Annotated in this window: 20 protein-coding genes; 14 read left to right on the forward strand and 6 right to left on the reverse strand. The window is 50.0% G+C overall.

The features are described 5' to 3' along the window. Positions 1 to 72: 72 nt before the first annotated feature. Positions 73 to 678 (forward strand): hypothetical protein, encoded by a 606-nt coding sequence (locus P1X16_RS19165; RefSeq protein WP_277232337.1) that lies wholly within the window; start codon positions 73 to 75, stop codon positions 676 to 678. Between the two features lie 76 nt (positions 679 to 754). On the opposite strand, the gene priA is transcribed toward P1X16_RS19165, so the two are convergent. The 6 genes from priA to rpsF all read right to left on the reverse strand — a co-directional run bounded on the left by priA (position 755) and on the right by rpsF (position 9,500). Then, entirely contained in the window at positions 755 to 3,298 is a 2,544-nt protein-coding gene (gene priA / locus P1X16_RS19170) for a primosomal protein N' (RefSeq protein ID WP_277232339.1), read from the reverse strand. Positions 3,299 to 3,425: 127 nt separating this feature from the next. After that, on the reverse strand, positions 3,426 to 5,462 hold the full coding sequence (locus P1X16_RS19175) for a thioredoxin domain-containing protein (protein ID WP_277232341.1): 2,037 nt from the start codon (positions 5,460 to 5,462) through the stop codon (positions 3,426 to 3,428). A 65-nt stretch (positions 5,463 to 5,527) separates the two neighbouring features. Then, positions 5,528 to 8,080, reverse strand: a complete 2,553-nt coding sequence (locus P1X16_RS19180; protein ID WP_277232344.1) for a GSCFA domain-containing protein — start codon at positions 8,078 to 8,080, stop codon at positions 5,528 to 5,530. A gap of 239 nt (positions 8,081 to 8,319) precedes the next feature. Further along, entirely contained in the window at positions 8,320 to 8,763 is a 444-nt protein-coding gene (gene rplI, locus P1X16_RS19185) for a 50S ribosomal protein L9 (RefSeq protein WP_277232349.1), read from the reverse strand. Between the two features lie 99 nt (positions 8,764 to 8,862). Further along, positions 8,863 to 9,114 (reverse strand): 30S ribosomal protein S18, encoded by a 252-nt coding sequence (rpsR, locus tag P1X16_RS19190; protein ID WP_022822548.1) that lies wholly within the window; start codon positions 9,112 to 9,114, stop codon positions 8,863 to 8,865. Between the two features lie 8 nt (positions 9,115 to 9,122). After that, a complete protein-coding gene (gene rpsF, locus P1X16_RS19195) occupies positions 9,123 to 9,500 on the reverse strand; it encodes a 30S ribosomal protein S6 (protein ID WP_245119263.1) in 378 nt (125 codons plus the stop codon). 385 nt (positions 9,501 to 9,885) lie between these two features. On the opposite strand from rpsF, the gene P1X16_RS19200 reads away from it, so the two are divergent. The 13 genes from P1X16_RS19200 (at position 9,886) to P1X16_RS19260 (ending at position 25,765) form a co-directional block, all read left to right on the forward strand. After that, positions 9,886 to 11,259: a c-type cytochrome gene (locus P1X16_RS19200; protein ID WP_277232355.1), complete on the forward strand. Its 1,374-nt coding sequence runs from the start codon at positions 9,886 to 9,888 to the stop codon at positions 11,257 to 11,259. 153 nt (positions 11,260 to 11,412) lie between these two features. Continuing rightward, positions 11,413 to 14,451 carry a TAT-variant-translocated molybdopterin oxidoreductase gene (locus P1X16_RS19205; RefSeq protein WP_277232359.1) on the forward strand — a complete coding sequence of 1,013 codons (3,039 nt, stop codon included), beginning with the start codon at positions 11,413 to 11,415 and terminating at the stop codon, positions 14,449 to 14,451. A gap of 102 nt (positions 14,452 to 14,553) precedes the next feature. After that, positions 14,554 to 16,011 (forward strand): NrfD/PsrC family molybdoenzyme membrane anchor subunit, encoded by a 1,458-nt coding sequence (gene nrfD / locus P1X16_RS19210; RefSeq protein WP_277232362.1) that lies wholly within the window; start codon positions 14,554 to 14,556, stop codon positions 16,009 to 16,011. Next, positions 16,004 to 16,528, forward strand: coding sequence for a DUF3341 domain-containing protein (locus P1X16_RS19215; protein WP_277232364.1), 525 nt, complete (start codon positions 16,004 to 16,006; stop codon positions 16,526 to 16,528). The genes nrfD and P1X16_RS19215 overlap by 8 nt, the downstream gene beginning before the upstream one ends. Further along, positions 16,528 to 17,292 (forward strand): cytochrome c, encoded by a 765-nt coding sequence (locus P1X16_RS19220; RefSeq protein WP_277232367.1) that lies wholly within the window; start codon positions 16,528 to 16,530, stop codon positions 17,290 to 17,292. Before P1X16_RS19215 ends, P1X16_RS19220 begins: the two co-directional genes overlap by 1 nt. Then, a complete protein-coding gene (locus P1X16_RS19225) occupies positions 17,292 to 18,617 on the forward strand; it encodes a quinol:cytochrome C oxidoreductase (RefSeq protein ID WP_277232369.1) in 1,326 nt (441 codons plus the stop codon). The genes P1X16_RS19220 and P1X16_RS19225 overlap by 1 nt, the downstream gene beginning before the upstream one ends. A 99-nt stretch (positions 18,618 to 18,716) precedes the next feature. Continuing rightward, positions 18,717 to 19,778 carry a cytochrome c oxidase subunit II gene (locus P1X16_RS19230; RefSeq protein WP_277232371.1) on the forward strand — a complete coding sequence of 354 codons (1,062 nt, stop codon included), beginning with the start codon at positions 18,717 to 18,719 and terminating at the stop codon, positions 19,776 to 19,778. 29 nt (positions 19,779 to 19,807) lie between these two features. Continuing rightward, a complete protein-coding gene (locus tag P1X16_RS19235; protein WP_277232375.1) occupies positions 19,808 to 21,670 on the forward strand; it encodes a cbb3-type cytochrome c oxidase subunit I in 1,863 nt (620 codons plus the stop codon). Positions 21,671 to 21,838: 168 nt separating this feature from the next. Beyond that, positions 21,839 to 22,924, forward strand: coding sequence for a COX15/CtaA family protein (locus P1X16_RS19240; RefSeq protein WP_277232378.1), 1,086 nt, complete (start codon positions 21,839 to 21,841; stop codon positions 22,922 to 22,924). Positions 22,925 to 22,976: 52 nt separating this feature from the next. Continuing rightward, positions 22,977 to 23,828, forward strand: a complete 852-nt coding sequence (gene cyoE, locus P1X16_RS19245) for a heme o synthase (protein ID WP_277232985.1) — start codon at positions 22,977 to 22,979, stop codon at positions 23,826 to 23,828. A gap of 103 nt (positions 23,829 to 23,931) precedes the next feature. Further along, complete coding sequence (locus P1X16_RS19250; protein ID WP_277232381.1) at positions 23,932 to 24,525, forward strand: cytochrome c oxidase subunit 3; 594 nt, start codon at positions 23,932 to 23,934, stop codon at positions 24,523 to 24,525. Between the two features lie 21 nt (positions 24,526 to 24,546). Next, positions 24,547 to 25,326 (forward strand): cytochrome c oxidase subunit 3, encoded by a 780-nt coding sequence (locus tag P1X16_RS19255; protein ID WP_277232384.1) that lies wholly within the window; start codon positions 24,547 to 24,549, stop codon positions 25,324 to 25,326. Between the two features lie 97 nt (positions 25,327 to 25,423). Continuing rightward, a complete protein-coding gene (locus P1X16_RS19260) occupies positions 25,424 to 25,765 on the forward strand; it encodes a cytochrome C oxidase subunit IV family protein (protein ID WP_277232389.1) in 342 nt (113 codons plus the stop codon). Positions 25,766 to 25,775 lie beyond the last annotated feature (10 nt).

Here is a 25,775-nt window from a genome sequence, read left to right on the forward strand (position 1 = left end):
TTTTTTTCGTCTGTTTTCCGTCTGATGCGTAATAATTGCGTTCTTCAACCCTTCAACCAATCTTTCTTTCCTATGAAGCACCTTTTCAACATCCTACCCAAATTGACGGCTATTGCCGCTGTAGCGCTGAGTATCAGCAGTTGCAATCGCGCTGAGTATGCTATGTTGCCCAAGACAACGCCTTACCACGCTACTTACGGAACAACGAAAACCGTTCCAGCACCAGCAACTGCAAGCGAAAAAGTAGCAGCTACCGAGGCGCCAGTGGTTGAAGCACCAGCAAAAAGTTCTGTAGCAGCGGCGCCAGCCGCAACTGCTCCTGCAACTACCCGCACGAATGCTTCTGTTGCAGCAGCACCAGCCAAGGCAAAAGCAGCGAAAACGGTTGCTACAACGGCACCACGCAAGCCAAATTTGGTGCAACGCTTAGCCGTTGCCAAGATGCTGAAGCAGGTAGACAAGGCTACCACAAAAGTTAAAATCAAAAAGCACACGGAAGCCGCTGGTGCAAACCGGCTTGAAGGCAAACTTCGCCAAGGTGTTATTTTACTTTTGGCAGGTTTGCTGATCGAGATTCTTGGTGCTGCAACCGGTATAGGTTTGATCTACGTTTTAGGTGCTATTGTTGCCATCATCGGTATAGTACTGATCATTTTGTACTTGCTCGACGAGCTATAGTCGTAACATTTCTATTCGCAAAAAGCCCCGATTGCAGAAGCAGTCGGGGCTTTTTGCTGTTAATTTTTAACCTACACTACATTGGGTCTACATCGGCTACAAAGCGGGCTTGCTTGTAGTCTTTTTCATCCTTTACCACGTTGATAGCCGCTAGAATATCAGCTTTTGCCGCTTTAAGAACCGTATGCTCGCGGCTGAGCTTGATCGTAATTTCTTGCAGGTAGAAGTTCCGGATACGGAATATATACGGCGCTTCGGGACCTAGCACGGCCTCGCGGCCCAAGCGGGCTACCAACTCGCCAGTCAATAGGATGGCGGCCCGCTCACAGAGCAATTGGTCTGCGTGCTTTACAATTAGCCGAATGACGCGCATGAATGGCGGGTAGCCATGCTCGCGTCGCTGGGTGATTTCGTAATCGTAAAATTCCAGATAGTCGTTGCGAATGACCTTGTCGAAGATAATTTGCTGCGGATCGGCGGTCTGGATAATGACTTTGCCTTTCTTGCCTTTCCGGCCGGCCCTACCACTAACCTGCACAAACATCTGGAAGGCCCGTTCGTGCGCCCGGAAGTCGGGGTAATGAATGATGCTATCGGCGTTGATAATTCCTACCAGGCTCACATTGGCGAAATCCAAGCCCTTTGTCACCATTTGAGTGCCTACCAAGATGTTGGTCTTCTGCTGTTCGAAGTCGCCGATGATTTGCTGATAAGAGTTTTTGGCCCGGGTAGTGTCAAGGTCCATGCGCTGCACGTTGGCGGCAGGCAACATCACCTTGAGGTCATCCTCTATCTTCTCGGTGCCAAACCCAACGGGTTTGATGTTGCGTGAGCCACAAGCAGGGCACTCTACGGGCATCCGGTCGTGGTAGCCGCAATAGTGGCAGCGTAGCTCATGAGCGTGTTTGTGGTAGCTGAGGCTCACGGCGCAATTCATGCACTTCGGAATCCAGCCACAATCTAGGCAGTTGATAAAGGGAGAGTAGCCACGCCGGTTCTGGAACAGAATCACTTGTTCCTTGAGACTAAGCTTAGTCTCCATAGCGGTCAGCAGCTCCGGCGTGAAGTGGTTGAGCATCTTCTTCGCCTCCCGGCTCTTGCGCGTGTCTACCAACTCAATTTCCGGCAAACCAGCCTCACCAAACCGTTTGGTAAGCGAAACTAGGCCATAGCGGCCGGTACGCGTTTGGTAGAATGTTTCGACGGCAGGCGTAGCAGAACCGAGCAGCGTTTTGGCACCTTGGAAGTTGGCCATCATCAAGGCTACCTCACGGGCATTGTAGCGCGGGGCTGGGTCGTACTGCTTATAGCTCGACTCGTGTTCTTCGTCCACAATCACTAAAGCCAGATTGTCGAACGGCAGAAACACTGCTGAGCGCACGCCTATCACCACCTGAAACCGTCCCGACAGCACTCCATTCCATACTTCTACTCGCTCGTTGTCGGAGAACTTGGAGTGGTACACGCCCAAACGCGAGCCAAACACCCGCATCAAACGGGTTACGATTTGGGCAGTAAGCGCAATTTCGGGCAGCAGATACAGTACTTGCCCACCGCCATCCAGCGCATCGCGGATAAGATCGATATAGATTTCTGTTTTACCCGCACCCGTTACGCCGTGCAGCAGCACAATGTCTTTGGTATTAAAAAGGCGCATGACCTCGTCGCGGGCCTCGGTTTGGGCCTCGCTTAAGGTGAAATGCATGTTGGCTTGCGTGGCATCATCGAGCGGAAAGCGCGACACAATCACGTCGAACTGCTCTAATACGCCGTTTTTGATGAGCGTATTGACGGCAGAAGGGGAGAGGTGGGGGGCCGACGTGAGGTAGGCCTTCTCGATGCCACTTTGGTTGGTGAATTCGTTCTGATAGACGGGTACCTTCTGAAGGTAGCGCATCAGCACGTCGAGTTGCTTGGGCCGCGCTGCGAGTTGCGCAAATAGGCCCTCTAGCGCTGCTTCGGCCACAAAGTGATGCGCCAGCCGCACCTTTTTTACCACTTTCGGCGCGTACTTATCGGCCATGTGCTCGAAGAGAAAGACCACATCTTTCTGCATCAAGCTCTTGATAACTTTATGGAACGAAGCAATACCGAGCAACTCACCGACTTCCGTAAAAGTCAACGATTTGCCATCCTCACCAGTGCTCAGCGTCTCGACAATCTTCTCTTCCTGCTCGCTGAGCGGATAGGGATTTTCCTCGCGCACAAAAGCCGGATGGAGCTGTACCCGTGACTCGGAACTAAGCTTCAAAGCCGATGGCAGCGCTGCATTTATTACCTCGCCTAGCGTGCACATGTAGTAGTCGGCTAGCCAGCGGAAGAGCTGCAACTGCGGCTGCGTGACGACGGGCGCATCATCGATAAACTCCAGAATGTATTTTGCTTGGTATTCCTTGGGCGGCGTTTCGTGCACGGCCGCTACAATGCAGCTTAGCGTACGTTTGGCCCCAAACTGCACAATTACGCGCCCACCAATCACCACTTGGTCGTTGAGTTCGTAGGGGACGCGGTAAGTGTAGAGCTTGGGCAGCGGCAACGGCAGAATCACGTCGGCAAACAGCGTGACACGGTCGGCAGCGGGTTCTGGCTGCGGCTGAACAAAGTCGAACGTAAGACTCAAAGGAAAATCAATCTGAAAGCGGAAGGTAAAGATAGCAAGGTGGTGCTTGCACTGTGCCCCCTCCGATAAAATCGTTGGGTGAGGCAGCTATATAGCCAACACCGAAACCAGCTGTGCGAGCAGCTGCCTACATCTGGGTAAGGGCCTCGGCTACCGTGTGCACAGGTTGCTGACAGGCATGGTTGAAGCAGACGTAAATTGTGGTCTTGCCCTCACGTGCCTCCCGGCCTTGAAGCAAGGGCAACTCGCTAATGCTTTTCGTGCCCGCAAGCACGGCATTTGGGAGATATTTACGGCTTAACTCCTCACGCAAGACCGCCGCATCAGGCCCTACAATAGCAATTTCGGCAGTTGGTTTCAAATGCGTGGCATACAGCGCGGCCCAGTTCGTAAGGTGTTGGGGCTCCTGTACTACCAGCGCCTGAATGCGGCGTAGCATGGCGGTGGCTAGATCGGCGTAGCGGCTGTTTTCGAGGTGAAGACCCAACCGGTGCAGGTTGTGTGCCATAACCGAGTTGGAAGCCGGAATTACGTTGTCGAACAACTCTTTCTTGCGAGCAATGAGTTTCTCGCCGGTATCGTCGGTGTAAAAGAATTGTTCTTTTGTCGGGTCAAAAAAATGGGCTAGCACGTATTCCGTCAGGTCTTCTGCCTCGTGTAGCCAACTCTCTTGAAAAGTAGCTTCGTAGAGGCTGATGTAGGCTTGAATAACCAGTGCGTAGTCTTCCAGGAAAGCACTGATGGAGGCGCGCCCATTCTTGTAGTTGCGGTAGAGGCCGGCCCCGTTGCGCAACTTGTTTTCAATGAACTGTGCATTCCAGAGGGCCAGCGCCAGAAACTCAGGCTCGGCAAAGGCCCGGTAAGCATCCAGCAAGCCCTGTAGCATCAACGCGTTCCATCCAGTCAGAATCTTATCATCAAGACCAGGCCGAACACGCTGGTTGCGGGCGGCCAGCAGCTTCTGTTTCCAGCCTTTTACCAACTCGTTCAATACCTCGGGGGTAAGCTGATGCGCCTCGGCGAAATCGTTGTTGAAGGCGCGGCGATGCAAAATGTTACGCCCATGCTCCCAATTTCCTAACGCAGTGCAGTTGTAGTACTTGGCAGCTAAGGGTTCTTCATCGTCCAGAATATCGCGCAATTCTTCTCTAGTAAAAACGTAGAATTTACCTTCCTCGCCTTCGCTGTCGGCATCAAGAGAAGAGAAAAAGCCGCCTTCCGAACTTGTCAGCTCGCGCTCCAGAAAGCTGATAGTATCATACACAACCTCCCGGTACAGGTTGTCTTGGGTTACTTGGTAGGCTTCGGCGTACAAGCTTACCAATTGGCCGTTGTCGTAAAGCATCTTTTCGAAGTGCGGCACCAGCCATTTAGCATCGGTAGAATAGCGGGCAAACCCACCGCCTACTTGGTCGTAGAGGCCGCCCCAGGCCATTTCACGCAGCGTAAGGTTGATTTGTGCCAACACGCGGCGGCTACCACTAAGTTGATAGGTGCGCAGCAAAAAACGCCAGATGCTTGGCATGGGAAACTTGGGGGAGCGGTTCATGCCACCCAGTTCCCGATCAAACTTAGCCGCCAGATTATACACCAGTAACTTAAACTCGTCTTCCGAGAAACCTTCTGTGGCGGCTGGAATACGGTATTTCTCTAGTTCGCTGGCTTGCAACACTTGCGCAAATTGCTCGGCTGAAGCGTCTAGTTGCTTTCGGTCTTCGTTTTGGTAGGCCTGGCCAATGCTAGTTAACAGTTGTTGCCAGTTGCCTGGTGAGAAGTAGGTGCCGCCGTAAAACGGCTTGGCCTCTGGGTTCAGAAAAACGTTCAGCGGCCAACCGCCCTGCACGCCCATAGCCTGCAAGGCCTCCATATACACTTGATCTACGTCCGGTCTCTCCTCCCGATCCACCTTGATGCATACAAAATGCTGGTTCATCACGGCCGCAATATTCACATCCTCGAACGATTCGCGCTCCATTACATGGCACCAGTGGCAAGCTGCGTAGCCAATACTGACCAGAATAGGCTTCTGTTCAGCTCGAGCTCGACTCAACGCTTCTTCGCCCCACGGATACCAGTCTACCGGATTGTGAGCATGTTGTAATAGATAAGGGCTAGATTCTTGCGCAAGGCGGTTGGTGGAAGCAGGTTGCTTGGAAGCACTCATAACAGGGAGGGGTTGGAAAGACAAAACCCGGTCGAGTAGGACCGGGTTTTAAAATTCAGTGGTATTTAAGAGGCGTCTGGCGTTTCGTCGGGAGTTGCAGGTTTACGGCGCGACGTCCGGGCAGGCCGTTTAGGCGCAGCCGCGGGAGTCTCTGGAGCAGCCACCGACTTGGCCGCCGGCTTGCGTCGGCGCTGAGTTGGGACATCCTCCGGTGCTGGACTAGCAGAAGCAGACTTTTCGGCGACTCCTTTCTTATTCTTAGCCTTCGGAGCAGGCTTGTTTGATGCTGTCGGAGATACTTCTGCTGTTGCAGATTGCTCAGCGGGAGCATCCTCTTGCTTCGCTTTCGAATTAGCTGGTTTACGTCGCGACTTCTTTGGTGCTGATGCGGCCGGAACAGGTTCTGCTGAAGTTTCAGCTGGGGCAACTTCAGCAATTGGTGCAGCTGCAACCTCCTCATTAGTTTGTGTGGGAGCAGGCGCTGTTTCTGCTGGTGCTGCCACTTCAGGTGCCGGACTTGCAATTGTTGGTTCAACTGGGGTTTCGACTTCAGCAATCGGTGGGGGAGGAGTTTGGTTCTTGCTAACTGGCTCACGATTGAGCGTAGCATGTCCCGAAGCACTTAATCGGCCGGACGCTCCCGTTCCTTTCACTGGCGGAATGGCATCGACAACTGGCGGTTTGACCGGTACTGGTGGCTCTGTCGAAGATACTATAGGTTGTGACTGGGTTGAGGCTTCGGCGGCAGTGGAAACCGGTAAAGCTGGGGCTGCGTCGGGGCTAATAGGTGCTTCAGCTGAAGTTGCCTCAATTGGGGACACAGGACCTGGCGGCGTCTCCGGTGGGGTAGCGTACAACGTTTTGATTCTCGAATCAGGCCGACGTGATTTGCGTAGGGCGGCAGCTCTCACTTCGCTGGCAGAGCGGCCCGTACGAACTGGCCGTTGCAAACCGGAAGTTATTACAGAAGTTGTCGGTTCAACGGTGCTTGGTTGGTCCGTTATCGGTGGCGCAGAATCAGGTAAGGCTGCCTCCGTTGTAGATTCTGAAGTAGCATCGGCCACATTGGGTGTCTCAACGGCATCTGGAGCTAGTGCGCTAGGATCAGTTGGGATACCTGTTGCTTCAGAGACTACTTCGGTTAAGTGCTTGCCGCGTCCTCTACCGCGGCGTGAGGCACGCTTACGCCGTTCCAAAGCCGTTTGCAGAGGCGCATCAGGGTCGAGAGTTACGGCAACCACCGAAGATGTATTTGTCTCTTCCGCTGCCAGCTCCTCAACTTTTATTTCCGATTCAGCTACTATAGTTGCTTCACTAACTAAGATTGTGGTTCCAGCAGCTAGTGCAGCCGCTTCCTCAGCTAGGCGAGCAGCGTGCTTCTTCTTGTTGCGCTTTGCACCACCACGGTTACGGCGCTTCTTCTTAGGCTGCGGCACTTCTTCCATGGTTTCCGCCATGGCTTCGGCTTCACTAAACTCTTCTGTTTCTTCCGTTTCCACTTCAACCGCGTCACTGATTGCTTCAATCAGAGTGGTGTGCTCTGCCGGCACAAGTGGTATAGCGGGCGTTTCATCACCTATATCAATGCGCTCTTCGTCATCTTCGGGTTCCGGTTCAGGCACTGGCGTTGGCTTAGGCACCGGCAAATTCTGTATCTGCTTGCGAATTTCCAGAATCTCCATGCGCATGTCTGCCTGCCTAGAAAGTTTCTCGAGACGCTCCAACGTATTAACCAGAAACTGGCGATGCTCGGGAGCACCTGAGTATAGTGGCCGATGATGTATTGCTTGGCGCACCGACTCCCACTCCTTGCGGAACCGGCCAAACTCTACGTCGAAGTAGGTACGTGCAAAACGTTCCCATATGTAATCCTCCGCTACCACAGAAGGATGCAGCATATCTGCCGCGTAAAAGCGGTAGTCGCGCAAATCATCTAACAGGAGTTCGTAGGCCGGGAAGTATGATACATCTGGTAGTAATTCACTTAAGTAATGACAAGCTACCCGCAATACTGATTTACTTACAGCATTGAGTGGCAACGTGTCTTTTAGATGACGTACCGGGCTTACAGTTAATACAAAGCGCAGCTTAGGATTTCGCAAACGCAAATACGCGTGCGTTTCTGCCACCGCGTTGATAATTTCGTCAGGAGTCAGCAGTTCCTTGTTAAACTTCTCGGCGGGTACTTTATGGCAATTGCTTACCAACTCGTCCGTTTCTTTTAGCCGATAAGCCCAGGCTGTGCCTAGCGTTAGCACCACCACATCGGCCGTGACCAGAAATACGCCTGTGTCCCGCGAAGTTTGCTGGATGGTTTGTAGAAGTTCTACCGGCGAATCAGCTCCGACGTTAGCATGAAAATCATAACTCTGCCAGCGTCCACGTGCTTCCACTAAGTGCTGCTGCCAATCCATTTCCTCACCGGCCGCTGCACGGAGCAGTTTGCAGGCTGTCACAGGATTAAATAAGGTACCAAACGGATTAACTAGCGTATGTACTTTGGTTTCTGCTAATCGACTTCCTATAGTGTCGGAAAAGCAGGAGCCAATAGTTAGCACGCGTGCCGAAAGAGGCAGTTGGTGCGGAGCGGGAATAAGAGGTAATTCAGTGCGGAACATTCCAAACAGATACGGCAAAAAACAGCCAACGGACAGGCAACCTACTCAACATCGTGCGTTCAGCCAAAAAGTAGCTTCCTCAAACACATTACAAAGAGTGCTGCTCTGGTATTTAAGCTACCCAATAGTTATATAAGAAGCCAAGCAATTACTTCAATACTAGAAGCTGTCACCAGAATTACTTAATCAAAAAAGCCCGGCTGTCGAGACAGTCGGGCTTTCTTTTAACAAGAAGCAGCTTACTCAGCTACTACATTGAAACGCACTTTGTGCTTCACTTCGCGGTGCAGATCCACAGTTGCGGTGTACTCACCAACCGAACCGGGCTCTTGGTCGAACGAAAGGCGCTTGCGCTCAACTTCAATACCTTTAGCTTTCAAAGCCTCAGCAAGCTGAAGCGTAGTTACGCGACCAAAGATTTTGCCGCTCTCACCCACCTTGGCAGGAATATCGAGCACCACGTCACCGATCTTATTGGCAATGGCTTGCGCATCACTCTTAACCTTATCGGCTTTGTGAGCAGCCTGACGGATGTTCTCAGCAACAATTTTCTTGTTGGTCTTATCAGCCAAAATGGCCAAACCTTGCGGGAGCAGATAGTTGCGACCGTAACCTGGCTTCACCTTCACGGTGTCGTTCTTGTAGCCCAGGCCCTTTACGTCGTCTTTCAGGATTACTTCCATGATTTTTTAATTGTTGATTGTCAATTGTTGAAATGTTGATTGATAATGGTGCCGATAAGACGACCATTTGACAAGCAGCATTCAACAACTAGCAATCATCTATTTCAAAGAGTCAGTTACGTAAGGCATGAGAGCCAAGTGACGAGCTTTTGCTACGGCTTGGGCCACTTTGCGCTGGAACTTCAGGCTGGTGCCTGTGATACGGCGGGGCAGAATGCGGCCCTGCTCGTTCACGAACTTCAGCAGGAAGTTCGGGTCCTTGTAGTCAACATACTTGATGCCGTTCTTCTTGAAGCGGCAGTACTTTTTGCGGGTATCCTGCTTGTGGATACGTTCGTTGGCGAGGCTCATTGTTTAAATTACTGGGCTACAGCTTCCGATTGTTTCTGGGCTTTCTGCTGGTTCATCTCTCCGTTGCGGCGGCGCTGGCTGTAGGCTACAGCATGCTTGTCCAAAACGGTAGTCAGGAAGCGGATTACCCGCTCGTCCCGGCGGAAGGCTAGTTCCAGCGTGTCCACGATGTTACCCGAGCCAGTAAACTCCACGAGGAAGTAGTAGCCCGTATTTTTTTTCTGAATAGGATATGCCAATTTTTTTAGGCCCCAAGCTTCAGAGTTGATGATGTCGGCGCCATTTTCCTTAAGCACCTGCGAGAACTTCTCGACCGTCTCTTGCACCTGGCCCTCGTTTAGCACGGGGGTCAAAATGAAGACCGTCTCGTAATTTCTTACTTCCATTACGACGGGGTAGAATTTGAATTGTGAAAAAATTAATGAGCCGGCAAAGATACGACTTTTCCATTATGGCTCTTACCATCCATCACAAAATATTTACTTGAAATTAGTTGTTAACAATTTGGGCATCAGGAAGCAAACCTTCCCGATACAAAATAGGTTAGCTAAAAGACAAGCGGCTGTGGCTGGTAGTATGAGGGAGGCCGGAGATGGACCGCTTGAGGACACCTATAGTAATAAGGTGTTATAAATGCTTTTTAGAATGCTTCTAAGCAAGGTTAGGTAGGCGAGAATTAGCCTAATTGGGTTTGTTCTCTACGATTCCTGACCTACATTTGTGGCCTTGAAGCACCCCCTCGCGTTTCTTTCCTTATAGTAAAATTGTGCTATGAATAGCATTCGCTTTCGTTCCATTCCTCACCTCTTTCTAGCTCTATTTCTGACCTTTGCTGCCGTAAACAACTCCTCGGCGCAGGGTGGTGAAGTAGGGGCGGCCCCAGCCGTTAGTAAAGATGGAGTAACTCCCGGCAGTGCAGATGCCGGCTCACCTGCTGCTGCGGCAGCACCTGCTGCCGGGGCAACTCCTGGTGCTGGCGGCGGCGACGCTGCTGCTATTGCAGCTGGCGATGCGCTGTTCAAAGGCAACTGCGCTCAGTGCCACGCTGTAAACGATGTGGTAGTAGGTCCAGCGCTTGCAGGTATCACCAAGCGCCGTCCGATTTCATGGTTGATTCCATGGATCAAGAATTCTAGCAAAGTAGTAGCCAGCGGCGACGACTATGCTGTGAAGCTGTTCAACCAGTACCAGAAGCAGCAAATGCCTAGCTTCCAACTGTCGGATCAGGAAATCACCTCCATCATTGCTTGGGTAACTTCCCAAGAGGGTAGTGGAGCATCCGCTACAGGTGGTGGAGCTGGAACAAACAAGGACAATCCAGCTGCTGATACTAAACTTGGTGAAGGTGGTGAAGGCGCTGGTGCCGGTCAGTATGCTGACATCCTGCTAATTGTATTGGTAGTCGTACTGATTGTACTCGTTGTAACGCTCGTCATCATCGCAAACATCATGAAAGATGTGTTGCGCGGTCGCAAAGACTTGGACGGTCGTGACGTTGAGATCCTTGAGCAGCGCTTCGATTGGAGCAAGCTTTACAAGTCTTCGGCCATCCGCATCGGGGCCGGGGTGGTATTCACACTCGTCTTATTATATGAGTCTGTGCAGGGTGCCATGGGTATTGGCTTGATGCAGGGCTACCAGCCCACGCAGCCAATTGCTTTCTCGCACAAACTTCACGCAGGCGAGCACCAGATCAACTGCGCTTACTGCCATACTTCGGTGTACAAGAGCAAGTCGGCTAACATTCCGTCGGCCAACATCTGTATGAACTGCCACTCGCAGATCAAAACTGAATCGCAGGAAATTAAGAAGATCTACCGGGCCATTGAGCGCAAGCAGCCTATTCAGTGGGTACGTGTACACAACCTGCCCGACTTGGCTTACTTCAACCACTCGCAGCACACGCAAGTAGGCGGAATTCAGTGCCAAACCTGCCACGGTCCTATCCAGAATATGCAAGTAGTATATCAATACTCGCCGCTGACAATGGGATGGTGCATTAACTGCCACCGCGAAACGCCTCTCAACACCAAAGGCAACGCGTACTATAACAATTTGGTGAAGTTGCACGACCAAGCCAATGGGGGCGCACCTTTCACTGTATCATCGAATGGTGGTACGGAATGCTCGAAGTGCCACTACTAAAGTTGGTATGGCCAGCTAGACTAAGTGAATAATCATTTACTAGTCTAGCTGGCTCATTAAACGAAAGCTCTTACAATAAGCCTTAAAACTTGGGATCAAACACAGAGCGGTATTTGCGCTCTACTCGCCCAAGACCCTAAGTCCCCATAACAAATGCAAGAATCGCCCAAGTACTGGAAGGGAATTGAGGAATTAGAGAACTCGCCGGAATTCGTGAAGAACGCGTTTAGCGAATTCGCGGATTTCCTGCCCGTAAAAGAATCACATGCCTCTTCGGATGCATCCGTAGCGCCACGCCGCGACTTTCTTAAGCTGATGGGCTTTGGCATTGCGGCTGCTACACTGGCTAGCTGCGAAGCTCCTGTTCGGAAGGCTATTCCTTATCTGAACAAGCCCGAGGAAGTAGATCCAGGTATTGCAAACTTCTACGCTTCTACCTACTTCAACGGTACCGACTACAACAGCGTCTTGGTGAAGACCCGCGAAGGTCGTCCAATCAAGTTGGAAGGCAACCCAGAGTCGCCGGTTACCCGTGGTGGTTTGTCGGCACGTGCACAAGCATCTGTACTGAGCCTGTATGATAAAGCACGTCTACAGAACTTCGCTATCAAGGGCCGAGTTGCTGAGAAAGACCAGGTAGACCAAGAAATCCGGACTAAGCTGGCTGCTGCCAGGGGCCGGATTGCTATTGTTTCGCCAACCATTATCAGCCCAACTACCAAAAAAGTTATTGCTGATTTTGCTGCTCGCTATCCAAATACTGAGCACGTAATGTATGATGCTAATTCGCAATCAGCATTGCTACGTGCAAACGGAGGCGTATTACCCGCTTTTGATTTCAGCAAAGCAGACGTGATTGTAAGCTTAGGGGCTGACTTCCTAGGAACCTGGATTTCTCCAGTGGAATTTGCTCCTCAGTATATTACCAACCGCAAAGTTTCGAGCGAGAGACGTCGCATGTCGCGTCACTATCAGTTCGAAACGATGATGACGCTGACGGGTGCCAATGCTGACATCCGCGTGCCGATCAAGCCTTCTGAAATGGGTGCCACTACTTTGGCACTTTACAACGAGATAGTTGGTGGTAGCAGCAATACCACCAATAAACAACTGAAGCAAGCTGCTGCTGAGTTGAAGGCCGCCCGTGGCCGTAGCCTAGTGGTTTCCGGTTCAAATGATGTAGCTATTCAAACACTCGTAGCTGCTATCAACCAGAATCTAGGAAATGTTGGCACGTCTATAGACCTGACAAATCCTTCGTTGGTTCGTCAAGGGGATGATGCCCGTCTGTTGCGTCTTGTCAATGACATGAACGCAGGCACTGTAGGAGCAGTAATCTTTTACAATGCTAACCCTGCTTACGATCATCCTTTAGCTGAGAAAGTAAAGAGCGGCATTGCTAAAGTGCCAGTAAGCATCTCGCTTAATGACCGGTTAGATGAAACTGGCTCCTTGTGCGTTTATGCTTGTCCAGATCATAACTACTTGGAGTCGTGGAACGACTACGAGCCAAGACGTGGATACTTAAGCTTAGCACAGCCAGCTATTTCTCCTTTGTTTGGCACTCGCCAAGCGCAGGATAGCTTACTTGCATGGGCTGGAAACCCGCAGACATATTATAACTACCTGCGTAACTCTTGGCGTGGTGTCTTGACTGGTGATTTCCAGAAAGGTTGGGACAAAGCGGTTCATGATGGTGTAGCAACAGGTACACTCTCTGCTGCAGTGCAGCCTCAGCTAGCGCCAGCTATTGACGTTAACCAAGCAATTGCAGCCATCACAGCTGCTCCCAAGCCAAACGGCGTGGAGTTGTGTTTGTACGAAAAAGTGGGTATTGGCCCTGGTAGCTGCGAGGCCAACAACCCTTGGCTGCAAGAGCTACCCGATCCAGTATCGAAAGCCACTTGGGGCAACTATGTGGCTGTTCCTCGCGAGATGGCCTTAGCCAATAAGTGGGAGCAAAACGATGTGCTCAAGGTTACTTCAAATGGAAAGTCAATCGAACTTCCCGTTCTGATCCAGCCTGGCCAAGCCAAAGGTACTGTCAGCATTGCTATCGGTTACGGTCGTAAAAAGTCTGGTCGGGTAGGGGATAACGTTGGTGAAAACGCTTATCCGTTCGTAACAGTAGGCCGCGACAATGGCCTTGTTTATATAGGTGAAGTGAAGCTTGAGAAAACGGGTGCAACTGCTCCAATCGCTCAAACACAGACTCACCACACCATCATGGACCGTAAGGCTGTGGTGCAAGAGGCTACTCTAGCTCAGTACATCAAGAATCCTAAGGAGGTAACGGAATACGAAACTATTTCCACTCCAGAAGGACCTCAGAAGCCGAACAAGGTTTCGCTGTGGCAAGATTACGAGTACAAGAATCACCACTGGGGCATGGCTATCGACCTCAACTCATGCATCGGCTGCGGTTCGTGCGTGATTGGATGTCAGGTAGAAAACAACGTTGCAGTAGTAGGCAAGCAGGAGGTAATTAACCGTCGTGAAATGCACTGGTTGCGTATCGACCGTTACTATAGCTCTGATGCCCACAAGGAAGACTTCGAAACCAAAGGCAAGCTAGATACCTATGCTGCCATGGAAGACCCTTCCGAAAATCCGTCGGTTATCTTCCAGCCGATGCTTTGCCAGCATTGCAACCACGCCCCATGCGAAACGGTGTGCCCCGTACTTGCTACAACGCATAGCTCGGAAGGTCTCAACCAGATGACCTACAACCGTTGCGTAGGAACTCGTTATTGCGCTAACAACTGCCCTTATAAGGTTCGTCGCTTCAACTGGTTCTCGTACTACTCAAACGAGAAGTTCGAAGATGTAAACAACCACATGTTCTCGGATTTAGGCCGTATGGTCCTGAATCCAGACGTGACGGTACGGGCTCGTGGTGTGATGGAAAAGTGCAGCTTCTGCGTGCAGCGTATTCAGCTTGCTAAGCTGGAAGCTAAAAAGCAAAAGCGTCGTCCTAAGGACGGGGAAGTAGTAACTGCTTGCGCTCAGTCTTGCCCTACACAAGCTATTACATTCGGTGATTTGCGCGATCCAAACACTCGCGTTGCGCAAATCTGGCGTCGGGAAGATGGTGAGCGGGCCTTCAAAGTGATTGATTCTATCAACACTCAGCCAAACATCACGTACCTGACTAAGATCCGCAACAGAGATAAGTCGGAATTCAACGCCTAAGCTAGATTTGGGGTCTCAGGGACTTGGACCTCGGATTTCAAATTAGGCTCAGAGAAGAAGTCCAGTTCCCGAGTTCCTAAACCCTACTAAACCAACAAATATATGCAGCACGTATCGCCTGTACGGGAGCCGCTCGTAACCGGGGGGAAAACGTACCATGACGTCACACAAGATATTTGCCGCCAGGTAGAAGCTAAACCCAACATCCGTTGGATGGCTGCCTTAAGCGTGGCGCTCTTTTTCCTCGGGGTCTTTCTTTACTCTGTCTACCGCACGCTTTGGTATGGTATCGGAGAATGGGGTCTTAACAAAACAGTAGGCTGGGCCTGGGACATCACCAACTTCGTGTGGTGGGTTGGTATCGGTCACGCTGGTACCCTAATCTCAGCTGTATTGTTGCTGTTCCGTCAGAAGTGGCGTTCTTCTATCAACCGCGCGGCCGAAGCAATGACCATCTTCGCCGTAATATGCGCGGCTATGTTCCCTGTGCTTCACATGGGACGTCCATGGTTAGCTTACTGGGTATTCCCTTTCCAAAACACCTTTGGTTCACTGTGGGTGAATTTCAACTCCCCACTGCTTTGGGACGTATTCGCCATCTCGACCTATTTTACTGTGTCGCTGGTGTTCTGGTACACGGGTCTGGTACCTGACTTCGCTACCATTCGCGACCGGGCTAAAGGTCCTATTGCTAAAGTAGCCTACTCGTTGTTGAGCTTCGGCTGGAAGGGCTCGGCCAAGCATTGGTCGCGTTACGAAACAGTATCCTTGATTTTGGCTGGTGTTTCTACTCCGCTAGTACTATCGGTACACACCATTGTATCGATGGACTTTGCTACCTCAGTAGTACCTGGCTGGCACACGACTATCTTCCCTCCTTATTTCGTAGCTGGTGCTATCTTCTCTGGCTTCGCGATGGTACTCACCCTGATGCTCATCACACGGGTGGTGTTTAAATTGGAAGATTACATCACGCTGGAACACATTGCCCTCATGAACAAAATCATGATGGTAACCGGCTCTATTGTAGGTGTAGCTTATATCACAGAGTTCTTTATTGCTTGGTATTCTCAAGTTGAGTTCGAGCAATACGCCTTCATCAACCGCGCTACTGGTCCTTACTGGTGGGCTTACTGGTCGATGATGACCTGTAACGTAATCTCGCCTCAGTTGGTGTGGATTCGTCGCATTCGCTACAGCATTCCTGCTACGTTCGTGTTGTCCATTATTGTGAACATCGGTATGTGGTTTGAGCGCTTTGTAATCATCGTGACTTCGCTTCACCGTGACTACTTGCCCTCCAGCTGGGTAATGTTCTCGCCTAGCATTATTGACATCGGTATTTATGTAGGTACGCTTGGCTTGTTCTTCACGCTGTTCCTGCTCTTTGCTAAGTTCTTCCCTGTAGTAAACATGGCAGAAGTGAAGACCATCCTGAAATATACTGTAGACAATGGTCCGACTTATACCGGTATCCACGGTCACAGCGAACAAGCTCACCAACCTGCCACTCACGGTGTTCCAGCTTCGGCACCCGTAAACTACAACAAGCATGAGTAAGCGCTTTGCCCTCGGCATCTTTGAAGACGAGGACGTGCTATTGCACGCTATTGAAAACGTCCGTGAAGCGGGCGTGAAAATCTACGAGGTATTTTCTCCTTTCCCTGTGCACGGCATCGATGATGCATTGGGAATAGAACGCTCTCGGTTACCGATTGCTGCATTCTTCTTGGGCATGACAGGTTTGTCTTTTGCCTTATGGATGCAGATCTACATGTTAGGTTTTGACTGGCCAATGATTATTGGTGGTAAGCCTCACATTGCATTGCCTGCCTTCATTCCTGTGGCTTTTGAGTTAACAGTGTTTTTCACCTGTCACGGGATGGTTATCACTTTCTATACCATTAGTAATCTCTATCCTCGCTGGAAAACGCCAGTCTTGGATGTACGGGCTACTGATGACAAGTTTGTGATGGCCATTGAAATGAATGAGAAAACTGACTTGAACCGTCTGACACAACTGCTGCGCGCCAATGGTGCCTCAGAAGTGAATGAAAAAGAAATGTCTAAATTCTAATGACGCATTCGCTGAAATTAGGTCTGCAAGCGTCGGCTATAGTGTTTGCTTCGGTGTTCTCTACCGGGTGTAACCGTGCTGATGATCCCGGCCTCGAGTATGCTCCGGAAATGTATTACCCAATTCCGTATGAGCCGCTGAAGCAGATGAACACCAACACCGTTAACCCTATGGGGCTTAACGAGCGTACCCCGGTAGTTGGCACTGTTCCACTAGGTAAGCTTAACTATTACTCGCACATCCCGAAGGATAGTGTAGGTATTGCTGAGCGGACCCTGAAAAACCCTTTCTCTTACACCAAAGAGAATCTACTGGAAGGCCAAACGCTCTATACGCGTAACTGCCAACATTGCCATGGTGAACAAGGCGATGGCCAAGGACCTGTTGCTGCTAAGTTCAAAGGTGTACCAGCTTACTCGGCTGGGGCTTACAAGAACATGAACGACGGGCATATCTACCATGTAATTCAATGGGGCAAAGGCCGGATGATGCCGCATGGCTCGCAGGTAGCTCCTGATGAGCGCTGGAGAATTGCCATGTATGTACGCATGTTGCAGCAAGGTAAGGGCCCTGATGGAATGGCTGACTTTCTGAAAGCTAAAGGCCAAGATTCTGGATTGACTTCAGAATCAACTGATGGTCAAAACCAAGCTCCAGTTCAAGAGGCGCAAGCTGATAAGGAGTCTGTAACACCCGGACAGGGCGGCGTAGAAGCAAGAAACGGAACCAATCTTCCAAGCGAAACGGCTAAACCGCAGAATTAATGGCAACTCTGACGCATCAAGAAAGCGTAACGGCAGAATACCTAGAGGTTTCGTCGAACACCCGCAAGAGATTCATTACTATAATTATTGCTGGCGTCGTTTTGCTAGTAATAGGGCTAATCCTAGCTGCCATGGGTGGCGGTGAATCAGCTCATGAAGGGGCTGCTGCCGCGCATGGCGCTACAAGTGCTGGTCATGAGGGCACTGCTCATCATGGTAGCCCAATATGGATGAAGCGCCTTCTCGTTAGCTTGTGGCACAACAACGTGTTCTTCACTGGGGTATCGGTGATTGGCACTGTGTTCATGGCTATACAATACGTAGCCTACGCTGGCTGGTCTGTTTTGATCAAGCGTGTTAATGAGGCACTGAGTGCTTGGGTTCTACCTGGAGGCGTAATTTTGGTGCTTCTTTTCGGGTTGAACCTCATCAACAATGACATTTTCCATTGGACGCTGCCCGGCATTATGACCAAGGGTAGCGCCAATTTCGACCCTATTATTGCCGGTAAATCAGGTTTCCTGAGTGTTCCTTTCTACTTGATCCGTACTATCTCTTATATCACAATATGGGTGGTATTTACTAACAAGCTGCGGACGTTATCGCTACAAGAGGACCTGAATGGTGGTACTGAATATTTCCACAAAAGCATCACCACGTCGGCGCTCTTTCTAGTTCTGTTTGCTGTTACGTCGTCAATGTCAGCTTGGGATTGGGTAATGTCTATTGACACACACTGGTTCTCTACTATGTTCGGCTGGTATGTATTTGCTTCATGGTGGGTATCAGGCATTGCTGCCACTACGCTGTGCGTTATTCTGCTTAAGCAAGCTGGCTATTTGCGGTTTATCCAAGCCGGACATCTACATGACTTAGGCAAGTTCATGTTTGGCTTCAGCATCTTCTGGACCTACGTGTGGTTCTCGCAGTTCATGCTGATATGGTATGCAAACTTGCCTGAAGAAGCAGTGTACTTCAATCAGCGCCTCGGTGGGTTTAATGGTCAGTACACTTGGTTGTTCTTCTTCAACCTACTCATCAATTTTGCTTTCCCTTTCTTAGTCTTAATGACACGGGATGCAAAGCGTCAAATGATCATGTTGAAGATCGTTTGCATTGCCATCCTAATAGGTCACTGGTTTGATTTCTATTTAATGATCATGCCAGCAACTATGCAAGCTAATAATGGGTTTGTAATAGAGTTCGGAGTTGCACTTGTATTCTTAGGAAGCTTCCTGCTCTTGATGACCAAACGCCTTTCTCAGGCTTCGTTGGTTCCGGTACATCATCCATTCTTGGACGAAAGCGTTCATCATACCACTTAATTTTTAGAGCTGAGATTGTGGAGCTTAAAGTTTAGATTATTTGTTTAGTCTAGGTTGGCAAGCTCTAAGCTCTAAGTTTCCTCTTCTAATTTCTACAGAATGACTGCTCTTGGTATTTTGTTGGTGCTGGCGTTGTTGTTGGTCGTTTTCGGCCTGCTGTTCCGACTCCAGATTCTAACGTCAATTTTTTCTGGTAGCTCGGCTCGTGAGTTCGGCACTAGTAACCGTGTAAACGGAATACTGATGCTTGTTTTCATGGTTGTAGGCGGTGCTGCCTTCGCCTGGTCGTTCGGTGACAATTACGACAAAATGAACCCGCCTATTGCTTCCGTGCATGGCCACGCAACTGAGCGGATGTTCTGGATCACGATGATCATCATCGGGATAGTGTTTGTACTGACTCAAATCTTGCTGTTCGTATACTCTTACAAGTATCAGCATCAGGAAGGCCGTCGGGCTTATTTCTTCCCACACAACAACAAAATCGAGATTATCTGGACGGTCATTCCCGCCATTGTAATGGCTGCACTGGTATTCGCTGGCTGGAAGGAGTGGACCCGCATTACCGGTCCTGCACCTAAAGATGCTGTTGTGCTGGAGGTAATGGGCAAGCAGTTCAACTGGCTGGTTCGTTATCCTGGTCGTGATATGAAGCTAGGGGTAGTTAACTACCGTCTAATTGATGCTACCAACGAATTTGGCTTTGATTTGTCAGATAAAGCTGGCCTAGATGACTTCGTTCCTGGTGAGATCCACGTGCCTAAAGGCCACCCTGTACTGCTGAAGATTCGTTCGCGCGATGTATTGCACGCTGTGTACATGCCGCACTTCCGGGTGCAGATGTATGCTGTACCAGGCATGCCAACTAAGTTCTGGTTCACGCCTACTAAGTCAACTGACGAGATGCGTGCACAGCTAGGCAATTCCAAGTTCAACTATGAGCTTGCTTGCAACCAGATTTGTGGCCGCGGGCACTTTGCAATGAAATTTACCATTGTAGTAGACGAGCCAGACGATTATGTGGCTTGGTATGCTCAGCAGAAGTCATTCTCTGAACAGAACCCTGATGTCTTGGCTTCTTTCAAACAGAAGGAAGAGAAGCTGGTTGTAAAAGAAGCCGCTGCTGCGGTTGCTACGCCTGCTACCAAAGCCTCGCTATAATTTCACTCAGTTAATTGCACGCTCCATATATGGCTGCTAATCTTCCTAATCAAGCGCAGGTGCAAGGAGGTATCGGGGTAACCGAGCCGAATACCACGCACCATGAGCATGAGCTGCATGATGATCATCACCACGATCAGCATTGGCTATTTAAATATGTTTTCAGTACCGACCACAAGGTTATCGCCAAGCAGTTCCTGATTACGGGTATCTTCTGGGCAATTCTAGGTGGTACACTGTCTAGCATATTCCGTCTTCAACTCGGCTGGCCAGAGTCAACAATGGCATGGCTGACACCGGTGCTAGGCAAATGGGTAGAAGCTGGTAAGCTGAATCCTGAATTCTATCTTTCGCTGGTTACAATGCACGGCACTATCATGGTGTTCTTCGTGCTGACGGCGGGCCTGTCAGGTACATTCTCTAACTTCCTGATTCCGCTGCAAGTTGGTGCCCGTGATATGGCCTCAGGCTTCATGAATATGCTCTCGTACTGGTTCTTCTTTACGTCGAGCGTTATCATGTTCCTCTCGATCTTCTTAGAGACGGGCCCTGCTGCTGCTGGTTGGACTATTTATCCTCCGCTGAGCGCCTTGCCACAGGCTATTCCTGGTTCAGGCATGGGCATGACCATGTGGCTGGTGTCGATGGCTTTGTTCATTGTATCGCAACTGTTGGGTGGTGTTAACTATATCACTACCGTTATCAACCTGCGCACCCGGGGCATGAGCATGAGCAAACTGCCCCTGACCATCTGGGCATTCTTCCTGACGGCTATCCTAGGTCTGCTTGCTTTCCCGGTACTCTTCTCGGCGGCATTGCTGCTGATTTTCGACCGTAGCTTCGGCACGAGCTTCTTCTTGTCTGACATCTACATTGCCGGACAGGCACTGCCCAACACCGGTGGTTCTCCGATCTTGTTCCAGCACTTGTTCTGGTTCCTAGGTCACCCTGAGGTATACATCGTGATTATGCCCGCTATGGGTATGGTTTCAGAGATTCTAGCTACGAATTCTCGTAAGCCTATCTTCGGTTACCGTGCCATGATTGGCTCACTGCTTGGTATCTCTTTGCTATCGTTCGTTGTGTGGGCTCACCACATGTTCGTAACGGGCATGAACCCATTCCTGGGTTCGGTATTCATGTTCTTGACGCTTATCATCGCCGTTCCTTCAGCGGTAAAGACTTTCAACTGGTTGGCAACATTGTGGCGCGGTAACATCCGCTTTACGTCCGCTATGCTGTTCTCTATCGGTTTCGTGTCGCTGTTCATTTCGGGTGGCCTAACGGGTATTATCCTTGGTAATGCTGCCTTGGATATTCAGATGCACAACACATACTTTGTGGTGGCGCACTTCCACTTGGTAATGGGTAGCTCTGCATTCTTTGGTCTATTTGCTGGTGTGTACCACTGGTTCCCAAAGATGTTCGGCCGTATGATGGATGAGAAGCTTGGTTATATTCACTTCTGGCTCACCTTCCTCGGCGTTTACCTGGTATTCTTGCCAATGCACTACGTCGGTATTGCTGGTTTCCCCCGCCGCTACTATGCTTGGACCGGGTTTGAGATGTTCAGCCAGTTTGCTGACCTCAACAAGTTTATTTCCATTGCTGCTATCCTAGCATTCTTCGCGCAGTTCATCTTCGTCTTCAACTTCTTCTACAGCATCTTCCGTGGTCGTCGCGCTACGGAAAACCCATGGCGTTCGACTACGCTGGAGTGGACTACGCCTGTAGTACCTGGTCACGGCAACTGGCCTGGTGAGATTCCTGCTGTATACCGTTGGCCTTACGATTATAGCAAGCCAGGCGCTGAGCAGGATTTCATCCCGCAGAACGTGCCTTACTCGAAAACGCAGTCTTCGAACTTGCCTTACGAGAACGAAAACGAATAATTGCCTGATGGCAATACTCCCGAAACGGGCCGCTGTACTTACGGCGGCCCGTTTTTATTTTATCTGGCCTAAGCACAAAGATTTGTATAACTGTAAGCAGGAAGCTGGACACCAAAAGCTGGTTTCAACTGTTACTTCTATGTCAACTTTAGCAACAAGAAATCTTAAATGACTCAACCTGCTTTTGTACGCCGCTTTCGGTTTTTTGGCATCCTGACGGTGATATCTGTCTATCTTCTGATTCTAGTAGGAGGCATAGTTCGAAGCACTGGATCAGGTATGGGTTGCCCTGATTGGCCGAAGTGTTTTGGTACATGGGTTCCGCCAACACAGGCGAACGAATTGCCTGCTGGTTATAAGGAAATTTATACCGCGCAACGAGTAGCAAAAAACCAGAAACTGGCTAAAACACTAGAACGCCTTGGCTTCAAGCAGGTCGCAAGCCAAATATTCGCGCATCCTACTCAGTTTATTGAGACAGACTTCAATGCCACCAAAACGTGGATAGAATATGTGAATCGGTTGCTTGGTGCTCTTATTGGAGTATTCATTTTTTTGACCGTAATACTTGCCCTGCCTTACTGGCGGCGTGACCGAGCTGTATTTTGGCTGGCTTTTGCTTCCTTTCTGCTTACGGGCTTCCAAGGGTGGTTAGGATCTTTAGTAGTTTCTACTAATCTCCTACCGGAACTCGTGACGGTACACATGGCTTTGGCCTTGCTAATTGTAGCTATGCTGATTTATGCTGTTGACCGTTCGCAGCAGGGGCAAGTTGCCCCTGTGCTAGGACAGAGAGCAGTTTCTCGCAAGCTGATTCCACTGCTGTGGATAACTACTTTTCTAACCTTCGGACAGATAGTACTAGGCACGCAAGTCCGAGAACAGGTAGATGTTGTGGCTACAGCTGCCAATTATCTGAATCGAGCTAATTGGGTAGAACAATTAGGTAACATCTTCAAAGTGCACCGTTCCTTTTCGCTGCTATTGCTTGTTCTCAACGTATACGTGGGGTACCAGCTCTATCAAACTCGAAATGCACACTTGCAGCGCTTAGCTACTGTGACGATGGGATTACTAGGGCTGGAGATAATAGCTGGCGTAACGCTTGCCTACTTAGCCTTGCCAGCCACTGTACAGCCCGTACACCTCACAGTAGCTACTATTCTGTTTGGTGCACAGTTCTTGACAATTATCCGTTACGCTCGTCAAGCTAAAACGCAACCGCAGGCCGTTTATGCAAGTGTTGTTGCGTAACTTTGCGGCCCGGTTCGGAGTCTATCCGCCGGTTGCGTTGTTTTACCCACTGATGACCAAAGCCAGGGCATATTTTCAGTTAATAAAATTCCGGTTGGCGCTGACGGTAGCATTTTCAAGTGCTATCGGGTACCTTCTCGGAGTCCAAGCTTTCGATTGGGGTAAAGCTTTGCTCGTAATGATAGGCGGGCTAGCCGTAACGGGAGCAGCCAACACTATAAATCAGATTTACGAGATAGACCTCGATAAACTGATGAAGCGGACAGCAAAACGTCCGCTGCCTCAAGGAGTCTTGAGTGTTACTGAGGCATGGGTGTTCACGATATTAATGGGTGTATTGGGGTTAGGCATACTGACTTACTACTTCAACCCGCTAGCAGCGGCACTGTCATTGATTTCGCTTATCCTCTACGGATTCATCTACACGCCTCTGAAGACCATTTCGCCGATATGTGTGGCAGTGGGAGCTATTCCAGGAGGTATGCCCCCGCTGATTGGCTATGTGGCTGCTACGGGCGTTTTAGGGCCTGAAGCATGGGTGTTGTTTGGCATTCAGTTCATGTGGCAATTCCCCCACTTTTGGGCTATTGCCTGGGTACTCGATGACGATTACAAAGCCGCTGGATTCAAGATGCTTCCGTCTCCGGGGCGGAAGGACTTGCGTACGGCCTTCCAAATCATGACCTACACACTACTGCTTATCCCACTGAGCTTGTTGCCTCTGCAGTTTAATATGGCGGGCAAAACCTCAGCTTTGATTGCTGTCCTGTGCGGTGTGTTGTTTTTGATGCAGACGCTTTACTTGATGCGCACTTGTACGAAAAAAGCGGCCATGCGAATTATGTTTGGCTCTTTCCTGTACTTGCCCATTGTACAAATCGCGCTGGTTCTTGACAAGATGTAAGCCGATAAAAAACAGTAGCAATGTGAGGAAAATGCAAACTACATTTCTGCCGCACGTGTTTCATATAAGCTGAGCGTCGCTCAAAAACATATAATTTTCTGCCATGCATTCATCAGAATTAGAGATTCTTAAAGACCGAGAGCCCGCCATCGGAACCCATCCGTTGCGTGTGCTACTCTGGCTCATGATGGTAAGCAGCACAATGATATTTGCTGCTTATACCAGCGCCTACATTGTGCGGCGTGAAGAAGGCAACTGGTTGGAGTTTGATTTACCTCATGGTTTGCTGTATACCAGTATCATCATTCTCTTAAGTAGTGCCAGCATTCAATGGGCTTACGCATCGGCGCGCAAAGACGAATTACGCCGTGTACAAACTGGTATTCTAATCACTTTCGTGCTTGGCCTCGTATTCTTGCTAGGTCAATGGAGCGTGTGGGGCGAATTGGTGCGCAACAAGATTCACTTCGGTGGCGTTGATGCTAATCCGTCGGGTTCGTTCCTGTATGTGCTGATGGGAGTCCACGCTTTTCACTTGATTACGGGGTTGATTTTTTTGCTCCGCGTACTACGCAAAAGCTTTAACTATCAAGTGCATTCGCGGCAGATGCTCTCTATTGGCAACGTGACCATCTATTGGCACTTCCTCGGCGGGCTTTGGTTGTACTTGTATTTGTTCCTACTTTTGAACCACTAGTTTCGTCTTACCCCGCACGCTATGTCCACCATTATCACGACGCAGCCCCAAACCACTGCTTCTTCCGCTACCGACCGGCCGCGGAGCGGCAACTGGGACGGTGGCAACGAACCCTTCAAAGCCAGCTATGGTAAGCTGATGATGTGGTTCTTCCTGCTGTCGGACGCTTTCACGTTCGCTGCTTTTCTGACCACGTACGGCCTGATTCGCCATCGTTACCCTGCTTTCGACGCTGCCGCTGGTAAAGCATTCAAGTTCTCGACGGCTTATTGGCCTGTTCCGGATCAGGTATTCAATGCCTTCCCTGGTATGGGGCACGCCAACGTGCCGCTGGGCTTCGTGGCATTGATGACGATGATTCTCATCTTCAGTTCCGTGACCATGGTGTTGGCTGTAGAAGCTGGCCACCGTATGGACAAGCAGGACGTGCAAAAGTGGTTGCTGTGGACTATCCTCTTTGGCGCTACTTTCCTTGGCTCACAGGCTTGGGAGTGGAGTCACTTTATCCATGGTACACCAGAAGGTACGCTGATGGCGGATGGATCTGTGTTTCATGGGGCCAACCTAGCGCAGAACCAGTATGGTCCAGTGTTGTTTGCTGACCTGTTCTTCTTCATTACAGGCTTCCACGGTACGCACGTATTCTCGGGAGTTTGTCTCTTGGTTTACTGCTTTATCGCTACTACAAACGATACCTTCCACAACCGTGGCCACTACGAGATGGTGGAGAAAGTAGGCCTGTACTGGCACTTTGTAGACCTTGTGTGGGTGTTTGTTTTCACCTTCTTCTACCTCGTTTAATTATCAAGAGTAACAGAGTAGCTGAGTAATTGACCAAGTTATTCGGCTGGGATCAAACCCACTCAGTTACTTAATCACTCAGTTACTGCTCAAAGGAATGGCTAATCACGCAAACACCGAACCGGTACCAGCTGGGGAGATTCCAAAGCCTAACGTAGGCTGGATCTGGAAGACCTTTTTTGTTTTGGTAGGTATTACCGCGCTGGAGTTCGTATTCGTATTCTTAATGGATCCGAGTACGCTTCGCAATTCGATCTTCATCATCCTGACCATCTTTAAGGCCTTCTTTATTGTAGCCGAGTTCATGCACTTAAAGCATGAAGTGAAAGCGCTCATCTGGACTATTCTGATTCCGATGGCGCTTCTCATATGGTTGCTGATTGCTTTAGTTTCCGAAGGAACATACAGCGGCCAAGCTATTCAGAACGCATTCAACTAACTACATGAGG

Source organism: Hymenobacter sp. YC55 (assembly GCF_029433095.1).
Lineage (GTDB): Bacteria > Bacteroidota > Bacteroidia > Cytophagales > Hymenobacteraceae > Hymenobacter.

What these genes read in the sequence shown, in the direction of transcription:
- P1X16_RS19165 (WP_277232337.1), top strand. Translation starts at nt 73, where the DNA reads ATGAAGCACCTTTTCAACATCCTACCCAAATTGACGGCTATTGCCGCT.
- P1X16_RS19175 (WP_277232341.1), bottom strand. Translation starts at nt 5,462, where the DNA reads ATGAGTGCTTCCAAGCAACCTGCTTCCACCAACCGCCTTGCGCAAGAA.
- P1X16_RS19180 (WP_277232344.1), bottom strand. Translation starts at nt 8,080, where the DNA reads ATGTTCCGCACTGAATTACCTCTTATTCCCGCTCCGCACCAACTGCCT.
- rplI (WP_277232349.1), bottom strand. Translation starts at nt 8,763, where the DNA reads ATGGAAGTAATCCTGAAAGACGACGTAAAGGGCCTGGGCTACAAGAAC.
- rpsR (WP_022822548.1), bottom strand. Translation starts at nt 9,114, where the DNA reads ATGAGCCTCGCCAACGAACGTATCCACAAGCAGGATACCCGCAAAAAG.
- rpsF (WP_245119263.1), bottom strand. Translation starts at nt 9,500, where the DNA reads ATGGAAGTAAGAAATTACGAGACGGTCTTCATTTTGACCCCCGTGCTA.
- P1X16_RS19200 (WP_277232355.1), top strand. Translation starts at nt 9,886, where the DNA reads ATGAATAGCATTCGCTTTCGTTCCATTCCTCACCTCTTTCTAGCTCTA.
- P1X16_RS19205 (WP_277232359.1), top strand. Translation starts at nt 11,413, where the DNA reads ATGCAAGAATCGCCCAAGTACTGGAAGGGAATTGAGGAATTAGAGAAC.
- nrfD (WP_277232362.1), top strand. Translation starts at nt 14,554, where the DNA reads ATGCAGCACGTATCGCCTGTACGGGAGCCGCTCGTAACCGGGGGGAAA.
- P1X16_RS19215 (WP_277232364.1), top strand. Translation starts at nt 16,004, where the DNA reads ATGAGTAAGCGCTTTGCCCTCGGCATCTTTGAAGACGAGGACGTGCTA.
- P1X16_RS19220 (WP_277232367.1), top strand. Translation starts at nt 16,528, where the DNA reads ATGACGCATTCGCTGAAATTAGGTCTGCAAGCGTCGGCTATAGTGTTT.
- P1X16_RS19225 (WP_277232369.1), top strand. Translation starts at nt 17,292, where the DNA reads ATGGCAACTCTGACGCATCAAGAAAGCGTAACGGCAGAATACCTAGAG.
- P1X16_RS19230 (WP_277232371.1), top strand. Translation starts at nt 18,717, where the DNA reads ATGACTGCTCTTGGTATTTTGTTGGTGCTGGCGTTGTTGTTGGTCGTT.
- P1X16_RS19235 (WP_277232375.1), top strand. Translation starts at nt 19,808, where the DNA reads ATGGCTGCTAATCTTCCTAATCAAGCGCAGGTGCAAGGAGGTATCGGG.
- P1X16_RS19240 (WP_277232378.1), top strand. Translation starts at nt 21,839, where the DNA reads ATGACTCAACCTGCTTTTGTACGCCGCTTTCGGTTTTTTGGCATCCTG.
- cyoE (WP_277232985.1), top strand. Translation starts at nt 22,977, where the DNA reads ATGACCAAAGCCAGGGCATATTTTCAGTTAATAAAATTCCGGTTGGCG.
- P1X16_RS19250 (WP_277232381.1), top strand. Translation starts at nt 23,932, where the DNA reads ATGCATTCATCAGAATTAGAGATTCTTAAAGACCGAGAGCCCGCCATC.
- P1X16_RS19255 (WP_277232384.1), top strand. Translation starts at nt 24,547, where the DNA reads ATGTCCACCATTATCACGACGCAGCCCCAAACCACTGCTTCTTCCGCT.
- P1X16_RS19260 (WP_277232389.1), top strand. Translation starts at nt 25,424, where the DNA reads ATGGCTAATCACGCAAACACCGAACCGGTACCAGCTGGGGAGATTCCA.